Below are 7760 nucleotides of genomic sequence, written 5' to 3' on the forward strand. Positions count from 1 at the left end.
CGCTCGGCGAGGAACTGCTCCAGGCTCAGCTGGGTGCCGATGCGCGGATGACGGTCGCTGAGCAGGCACACGTAGCGCTCGCGGATCAGCACCTGGCTGCGGGTGCCGGTCAAGGGTTTGCGGCAGATCAGCGCGTCGACCTTGGCGCTGCTGAGCCACTCGCCGGCCTGGTCCACCTGCAGCGGCAGGACTTCGACTTCGGCCTCGGGGGCCTGCTGGTTCAGGCGCGCCAGGATCAGCGGCAGGAAGCCCATTTCGCCAAGGTCGGAGAGGGCGATGCGAAAGCGCCGTTCGGTGGTCGCCGGGTCGAAGCGCCGGGTGCTGTGCACGGTGTTCTCGATCCGCGTCAGGGATTCGCGAAAGGCCGGGTACAGCTCATCGGCCAGTTGGCTGGGCTGGATGCCGTCCCGGGTGCGGCTGAACAGGCCGTCGTCGAACAGCTCGCGCAGCCGCGCCAGGCCGTAGCTGACCGAGGGCTGGGTGACGAACAGGCGCTCGGCGGCCAGGGTCACGCTGCGGGCTTCGTAGAGGGTGACGAAGGTGCGGATCAGGTTCAGATCGATGTGGCTCATGCTGCCTCATGGATATAGATGGGTCTTATTTTTAATAGAGATAGTATCGATTTGATCAATTTCGTGGCGGCTGCAAGAGTAACTCAAATTCTAAAAAACAGCGGCAAAGGTCCATATGAAAACCGTCCATAGCGCCTCCTACGACATCCTGCGGCAACAAGGCCTGACCACCGTGTTCGGCAACCCGGGTTCTAACGAGCTGCCCTTTCTCAAGGGCTTCCCCGAAGACTTCCGCTACATCCTCGGCCTGCATGAAGGCGCGGTGGTGGGCATGGCCGACGGCTTCGCCCTGGCCAGCGGCCAGCCGGCCTTCGTCAACCTGCACGCCGCGGCCGGCACCGGCAATGGCATGGGCGCCCTGACCAATGCCTGGTACTCCCACAGCCCGCTGGTGATCACCGCCGGCCAGCAGGTGCGCTCGATGATCGGCGTCGAGGCGATGCTGGCCAACGTCGATGCACCGCAGCTGCCCAAGCCCCTGGTCAAGTGGAGCGCCGAGCCGGCCTGCGCCGAGGACGTGCCGCGGGCCCTGAGCCAGGCGATCCACATGGCCAACCAGGCGCCCAAGGGCCCGGTGTACCTGTCCATTCCCTACGACGACTGGGCCCGCCCGGCGCCGGCCGGGGTCGAGCATCTGGCCCGGCGCCAGGTGGCCACTGCCGGGCTGCCCTCGGCGGCGCAATTGCGTTCGCTGGTGCAGCGCCTGGCGGCAGCGCGCAACCCGGTGCTGGTGCTGGGGCCGGATGTGGATGGCAGCCAGAGCAACCAGCTGGCTGTGCAACTGGCGGAGAAACTGCGCATGCCGGCCTGGGTCGCGCCGTCCGCTTCGCGCTGCCCGTTTCCCACCCGTCACCCGAGCTTTCGCGGGGTGCTGCCGGCAGCCATTGCCGGCATCAGCCGCTGCCTGGCGGACCACGACCTGATCCTGGTGGTGGGGGCCCCGGTATTCCGCTACCACCAGTTCGCCCCGGGGGACTACCTGCCCGCGGGCACCGAGCTGCTGCACATCACCTGCGACCCCGGCGAAGCGGCGCGTGCGCCCATGGGCGATGCGCTGGTGGGGGACATCGCCGAGACCCTGCAGGCCCTGGTCTGGGCGCTGCCGGATTGCGACCGGCCGCAGCCCCGGGCCTTGCCGCCGGCTGCTCCGGTCGAGGAGCTGGGCGGCCTGCTGCGCCCGGAAACCGTGTTCGACGTGATCGATGAGCTGGCGCCCAAGGACGCGATCTACGTCAAGGAGTCCACCTCCACCGTAGGCGCCTTCTGGCAGCGGGTGGAAATGCGCGAACCCGGCAGCTACTACTTCCCGGCCGCCGGTGGCCTGGGCTTCGGCCTGCCCGCGGCGGTGGGGGTGCAACTGGCCCGGCCGGAGCGGCGGGTGATCGGGGTCATTGGCGACGGCTCGGCCAACTACGGTATCACCGCGCTGTGGACGGCCGCCCAGTACCAGATCCCGGTGGTGTTCATCATCCTCAAGAACGGCACCTACGGCGCCCTGCGCTGGTTCGCCGGTGTGCTGCAGGTCAGCGACGCCCCGGGCCTGGACGTGCCCGGCCTGGACTTCTGCGCCATCGGCCGCGGCTATGGCGTGCACTCGGTGCAGGCCAACACCCGCGAGGCGTTCGCCCAGGCCCTGAGTGAAGCCCTGGCGGGCGACCGCCCGGTACTGATCGAGGTGCCGACCCTGACCATCGAACCCTGAGGGCTGCCTTGTCGCCGGGCGCGAGCCCGGCCTTGCCAACCGCAACCTGCGGACTCACCAGAAGAATAAAAAGAGGTGGTTATGAACACGACTTCGGTTACTGCTGTGATAGACGACGCGCCCCAGCCGGCGCGTTCCGGTTCCACCCACGCCGATATCGGCACCTTGCTCGACCATGGCCCCTTCACCGGCATGCAGAAGCTGGTGGTGTTGCTGGCGGCGCTGTCCATTGTCATGGACGGCTTCGACGGGCAACTGATCGGCTTTGCCATTCCGCTGATGATCAAGGAGTGGGGCATCACCCGCGAGGCGTTCGCTCCGGCGGTGGCGGCCGGGCTGATCGGCATGGGTATTGGCAGTGCCTGCGCCGGTCTGTTTGCCGACCGGTTCGGCCGGCGCATGGCGATCATTGCCAGTGTCTTCGTGTTTGGTGCGGCCACTTGCGCCATTGGCCTGGCGCCCAATGCGCTGGCGGTGGCGGCCCTGCGTTTTATTGCCGGGCTGGGCATCGGTGGCGCGCTGCCCAGCGCCACCACGGTGACGGCCGAGTTCACCCCGGCGCGGCGACGCACCCTGGCGGTAACGGCCACCATTGTCTGCGTGCCCCTGGGCGGGATGCTGGCGGGGTTGTTCGCCTCCCATGTGTTGCCGCTGTACGGCTGGCGCACCCTGTTTTTCATCGGCGGCAGCCTGCCCATCGTCCTGGGCTTTGCCTTGCTGGCGACGCTGCCGGAGTCGCCGCGCTTTCTGGCGCGCCGGCCCCAGCGCTGGAACGAGCTGGGCACCTTGCTCGGGCGCATGGGCCGGCCGATGGCGGCGGGGGTGGTCTACACCGATGCCCTGGAACAGAAGAGCGAGAAGCAGGGTGGTTTCCGCGCCTTGTTCGCCCTGGGCTACGGGCGTGACACCCTGGCCCTCTGGGTGGCGTTCTTCATGTGCCTGACCGCGGTCTACAGCGCCTTCAGCTGGCTGCCCACCATGCTGCTGTCCGAAGGCCTGGAGCTGTCGGTGGCCGGTTCCGGGCTGACCGCCTACAACCTGGGCGGGGTGATCGGGGCGCTGGTGTGCGCGGTGGCCATCACTCGCTGGGGTTCGTTCTGGCCGCTGCTGATCTGCTGCGCCGGCGGCGCGGCCAGCGCCTTCCTGTTGCAGGTGGTGGACATCCACCAGGACACCGGGCTGCTGATCTTCGGCTTCGGCGTGCACGGCCTGTTCGTCAACGCCGTGCAGTCCACCATGTTTGCCCTGTGCGCCTTTATCTACCCCACCAGTGTGCGCGCCACCGGCACCGCATCAGCCCTGGCCTTCGGGCGCCTGGGGGCGATCCTCAGTGCCTTCGCCGGAGCCCTGGTGATTACCCAGGGCGGCGCCAACGGCTACCTCACGCTGCTGGGGTCGGTGATGGTCATGGCGCTGCTGGCGCTGCTGATCGTGGGCCGGCACATTCCCCGGCGCCTGCCGGGCCAGTCATGAACGCGGCCCGGTGCGTGAACCGGCCACTCAAACAGGAGGTTCGATGAACATCACCATTCTTGGCGCGGGTGCCATGGGTTCGCTGTTTGGCGGCCTGCTGGCGCAAAGCGGCCAGCAGGTGACCTTGCTGGACATCAACGACGGGCACCTTGCGGCGATCCGCAGCGACGGCCTGCTGCTGGCCACCGACAGCGGCGAGCGGCGCATTACCGGCCTGCACGCCTGCCGTCCGGAGCAGGCCACGGGGCACCCCGACCTGTTGCTGGTCTTCACCAAGACCCTGCACACCGACAGTGCCTTGCGCAGTGTCGCCGGGCATATCGCCGGCCACACCCTCGTACTGACCCTGCAGAACGGCCTGGGCAATGCCGAGGCGCTGTCCCGGCATGTGGCCCCGCAGCAGGTGCTGATCGGCATGACCAACTGGCCCGCCGACATGGTCGGGCCGGGGCAGGTGCATTCCCACGGCCAGGGCATGGTGCGGGTGCTGGCCCCAGGCAGCCGCGAGCGCAACGCCAGCCAGGAGGTGGCGGCGGTGCTGGATGCTGCCGGGCTGAACTGTGCGGTGGACCCGCAGATCTGGACCTCTATCTGGGAGAAGGTGGCCTTCAACGCCGCCTTGAACAGCCTGTGCGCCGCCACCGGCTGCACTGTGGGCCAGCTGGACGCAGCGCCGGAGGGCGTGGCCCTGGCCCGGTCCATTGTGCTGGAGGTGGTGGCGGTGGCCAGGTCCCAGGGAATAGAGCTGGATGCCCAGGGCTGCCTGGACAGTGTGGCGTTCGCCATTGCCCATCACCGCACCCACAAGCCTTCGATGCTGCAGGACGTGCTGGCAGGGCGGCCCACGGAGATCGGCTCCATCAATGGCCAGGTGCTGGAACGGGCGCGGCAGGCGGGGGTGCCCGTGCCCCACACCGAAACCCTGCTGGGCCTGCTGCGCCTGATCGAAAAACGCGCCGCCTCGTAGGAGCCGGCTTGCCGGCGAAGAGGGCCTTGGGGCTTGTGTGGGGCTGGCGGGCGCCTACGCTGGCAAACCAGCTCCTGCACACGCCGGCTTTTGTGTGACACATCGGTTTATGAATGCTGTTCCATGAGGAGATTTTCCATGAGTGATTCCAACGCGGTCTATCGCGATCTGCACCTGCAACCCATCGCCGGACAGTGGCGCGCCGGCGCCTCCGGCAAGACCCTGGTGGTGAGCAATCCATTCGATGGTGCACAGCTGCTGGAACTGGCCCAGGCCAACCGCAGCGACCTGGACGCGGCCTACGCCAAGGCCGCCCAGGTGCAGCCGCAATGGGCGGCCCTGGGCCCGTCCCAGCGCGCGGCGGTGCTGCACCAGGCGGTGGCGATCTTCGACCGGCGCCAGGAGGAAATTGTCGACTGGATCATTCGCGAATCCGGCAGCACGCGGATCAAGGCCCTGGCCGAGTGGGGCGCGGCGCGGGCCATCACCCTGGAGGCGGCGTCCTTCCCGGCGCGGGTCCACGGGCGGATTGTCGAATCCGATGTGCCGGGCAAGGAAAGCCGGGTGTACCGCAGCGCCCTGGGGGTGGTCGGAGTGATCAGCCCGTGGAACTTCCCGCTGCACCTGACCCAGCGCTCCATCGCCCCGGCCCTGGCCCTGGGCAACGCGGTGGTGGTCAAGCCGGCCAGCGATACGCCGGTGTGCGGCGGCCTGCTGCTGGCCAGGATCTTCGAGGAAGCGGGCCTGCCCGCCGGGGTGTTCAGCGTGGTGGTGGGGGCCGGTAGCGAGATCGGCGATGCCTTTGTCGAGCACCCGGTGCCGGCGCTGATCACTTTCACCGGCTCGACCCCGGTGGGGCGCGGCATCGGCCGCATCGCCAGTGGTGGCGAGCACCTCAAGCACGTGGCGCTTGAATTGGGGGGCAACAGCCCGTTCGTGGTACTGGACGATGCCGACCTGGAACAGGCGGTGAACGCCGCGGTGTTCGGCAAGTTCCTGCACCAGGGGCAGATCTGCATGGCGATCAACCGCATCATCGTCGACGAGCGCCTCTATGATGCCTTCGCCCAGCGCTTCGTGGCCCGGGTCAAGCAGCTCAAGGTGGGTGATCCGCAATCGCTGGACACAGTGATCGGCCCGGTGATCAACGCCCGCCAGTTGCAAGGCCTGCAGGACAAGATCGCCCTGGCCCGCGAGCAGGGCGCCGAGCCACTGTACGAGGGCGGGCAGAACGGCAACCTGCTGGCGCCCCATGTATATGGCGAAGTGCGTGCCGACATGGACCTGGCGCGCAATGAAATCTTCGGCCCGCTGGTGGGGCTGCTGCGCGCCCGGGACGAAGCCCATGCCCTGGAGCTGGCCAACGACAGCGAATTCGGCCTGGCCAGTGCAGTGTTCACCGGCAACCTGGAGCGCGGGGTGAACTTCGCCCGGCAGGTGCGTGCCGGCATGACCCACATCAACGATGTGCCGGTGAACGACGAGGCCAACGCGCCCTTCGGTGGCGAGAAGAACTCAGGCCTGGGGCGCTTCAACGGCGACTGGGCGATCGATGAATTCACCCGGGACCACTGGATCAGCCTGCAGCACCGGCCGCGTCAGTATCCCTTCTGACCCGGCACCTTTGAATAACGCCCGGCCGCCCTGGCCGGGCTTTTGAGCATCCGTGAGCGCGCGGGCCCTTGCCGGCCTGTCGGGCACGGCTGCGCCTATGAAAAGCGGAGAACAATAATAATGAACACCCGTCATCCGATGCAGTGCCGTTCCCTGGTGGGGGCTTGCTTGTCCGTGGGCCTGTGCGTGCCCGCCTGGGCCGCCGACGACAGTGGTTTTTTCGAGGGGAGCAAGACCGACCTGCTGCTGCGCAACTACTACTTCAACCGGGATTTTCGTGACCATGACGCGCCCAAGGGCCAGGTCGAGGAGTGGGCCCAGGGTTTTATCCTCAAGTTCAGCTCCGGCTACACCCCGGGCACCGTGGGCTTTGGCCTGGACGCCATCGGCCTGTTCGGCCTCAAGCTCGACAGCAGTCGCGAGACTAGCGGTTCGGAGTTGCTGCCGGTGCACGACGACGGGCGCGCCGCGGACAATTTCGGTCGCGCCGGAGCGGCCCTCAAGGCGCGGATTTCCGCCACCGAGTTCAAGGTCGGCGAGCTGCTGCCGGACATTCCACTGCTGCGTTATGACGACGGCCGCCTGCTGCCGCAGACCTTTCGCGGGGCCATGCTGGTCTCCCGAGAGATCAGCGGCCTGGGGCTGCAGGCCGGGCAGTACCGTGCCGTCAGCCTGCGCAACTCCTCGGACATGCAGGACCTTTCGGCCTGGGCCGCGCCCGGGGTCAAGTCCGACGGCTTCAACTACGCCGGTGCCGAATACCGCTTCAACCAGCAGCGCACCTTGCTCGGGGTCTGGCATTCGCAGCTGGAAGACATCTACCGCCAGAGCTACTTCAACCTGCTGCACAAGCAACCGCTGGGGGACTGGACCCTGGGGGCGAACCTGGGCTACTTCATCGACCGCGACGATGGCAGCGCGCGTATCGGCCGGGTCGACAGCCACACCGCCTATGGTCTGTTCTCTGCCTCCCGGGCCGGGCACACGCTGTACCTGGGGTTGCAGAAAGTCAGCGGCGACAGCCCCTGGATGTCGGTCTACGGCAGCAGCGGCCGGACCCTGGGCAACGACATGTTCAACGGCAACTTCAGCAACGCCGGCGAGCGTTCGTGGCAGGTGCGTTATGACTATGACTTCGCCGCCTCGGGGATTCCCGGGCTGCTGGCCATGGTGCGCTACGGTCGTGGCGACAGCGCCAGCACCAAGGTTGGCAATGACGGCCATGAGTGGGAGCGCGATACCGAGATCGGCTACACCCTGCAGAGCGGCACCTTGAAGAACCTCAGCCTGCGGCTGAACAACGCCACCAACCGACGCAGCTTCAACAGCGACTTCGACCAGACCCGGCTGATTGTCAGCTACCCGCTGTCGCTCTGAAAACCCTGTAGCCGCTGCCGAAGGCTGCGAACGGCTTGGGCGGCATTCCGACGCA

The 7760-nt window shown here is 67.5% G+C and carries 6 protein-coding genes; 5 read left to right on the top strand and 1 reads right to left on the bottom strand.

Features of this window, described 5'->3' with window-relative positions:
• The coding region (locus tag BLX41_RS34175) for a LysR family transcriptional regulator (protein ID WP_259744316.1) at positions 1–572 on the bottom strand (572 nt) is incomplete at its 3' end.
• Between the two features lie 115 nt (positions 573–687).
• Here BLX41_RS34175 and mdlC point away from each other — a divergent pair.
• The 5 genes from mdlC to BLX41_RS01810 all read left to right on the top strand — a co-directional run bounded on the left by mdlC (position 688) and on the right by BLX41_RS01810 (position 7705).
• Positions 688–2274 carry a benzoylformate decarboxylase gene (gene mdlC / locus BLX41_RS01785; protein WP_123723526.1) on the top strand — a complete coding sequence of 529 codons (1587 nt, stop codon included), beginning with the start codon at positions 688–690 and terminating at the stop codon, positions 2272–2274.
• An 81-nt stretch (positions 2275–2355) separates the two neighbouring features.
• Positions 2356–3747, top strand: coding sequence for an MFS transporter (locus BLX41_RS01790; RefSeq protein ID WP_015635941.1), 1392 nt, complete (start codon positions 2356–2358; stop codon positions 3745–3747).
• Positions 3748–3790: 43 nt separating this feature from the next.
• The gene (locus tag BLX41_RS01795; protein ID WP_123723527.1) at positions 3791–4714 is read left to right on the top strand and encodes a ketopantoate reductase family protein; all 924 of its coding nucleotides are present in this window, start codon (positions 3791–3793) and stop codon (positions 4712–4714) included.
• 138 nt (positions 4715–4852) lie between these two features.
• Complete coding sequence (locus tag BLX41_RS01805; RefSeq protein ID WP_011061755.1) at positions 4853–6328, top strand: aldehyde dehydrogenase family protein; 1476 nt, start codon at positions 4853–4855, stop codon at positions 6326–6328.
• 138 nt (positions 6329–6466) lie between these two features.
• Complete coding sequence (locus tag BLX41_RS01810) at positions 6467–7705, top strand: OprD family porin (RefSeq protein ID WP_404942726.1); 1239 nt, start codon at positions 6467–6469, stop codon at positions 7703–7705.
• Positions 7706–7760 lie beyond the last annotated feature (55 nt).

This window comes from Pseudomonas protegens (assembly GCF_003732485.1).
Classification (GTDB): domain Bacteria; phylum Pseudomonadota; class Gammaproteobacteria; order Pseudomonadales; family Pseudomonadaceae; genus Aquipseudomonas; species Aquipseudomonas protegens_B.

Coding starts and splice junctions, on each gene's coding strand:
- mdlC (WP_123723526.1), top strand. CDS start 688: ATGAAAACCGTCCATAGCGCCTCCTACGACATCCTGCGGCAACAAGGC.
- BLX41_RS01810 (WP_404942726.1), top strand. CDS start 6,467: ATGCAGTGCCGTTCCCTGGTGGGGGCTTGCTTGTCCGTGGGCCTGTGC.
- BLX41_RS01805 (WP_011061755.1), top strand. CDS start 4,853: ATGAGTGATTCCAACGCGGTCTATCGCGATCTGCACCTGCAACCCATC.
- BLX41_RS01795 (WP_123723527.1), top strand. CDS start 3,791: ATGAACATCACCATTCTTGGCGCGGGTGCCATGGGTTCGCTGTTTGGC.
- BLX41_RS01790 (WP_015635941.1), top strand. CDS start 2,356: ATGAACACGACTTCGGTTACTGCTGTGATAGACGACGCGCCCCAGCCG.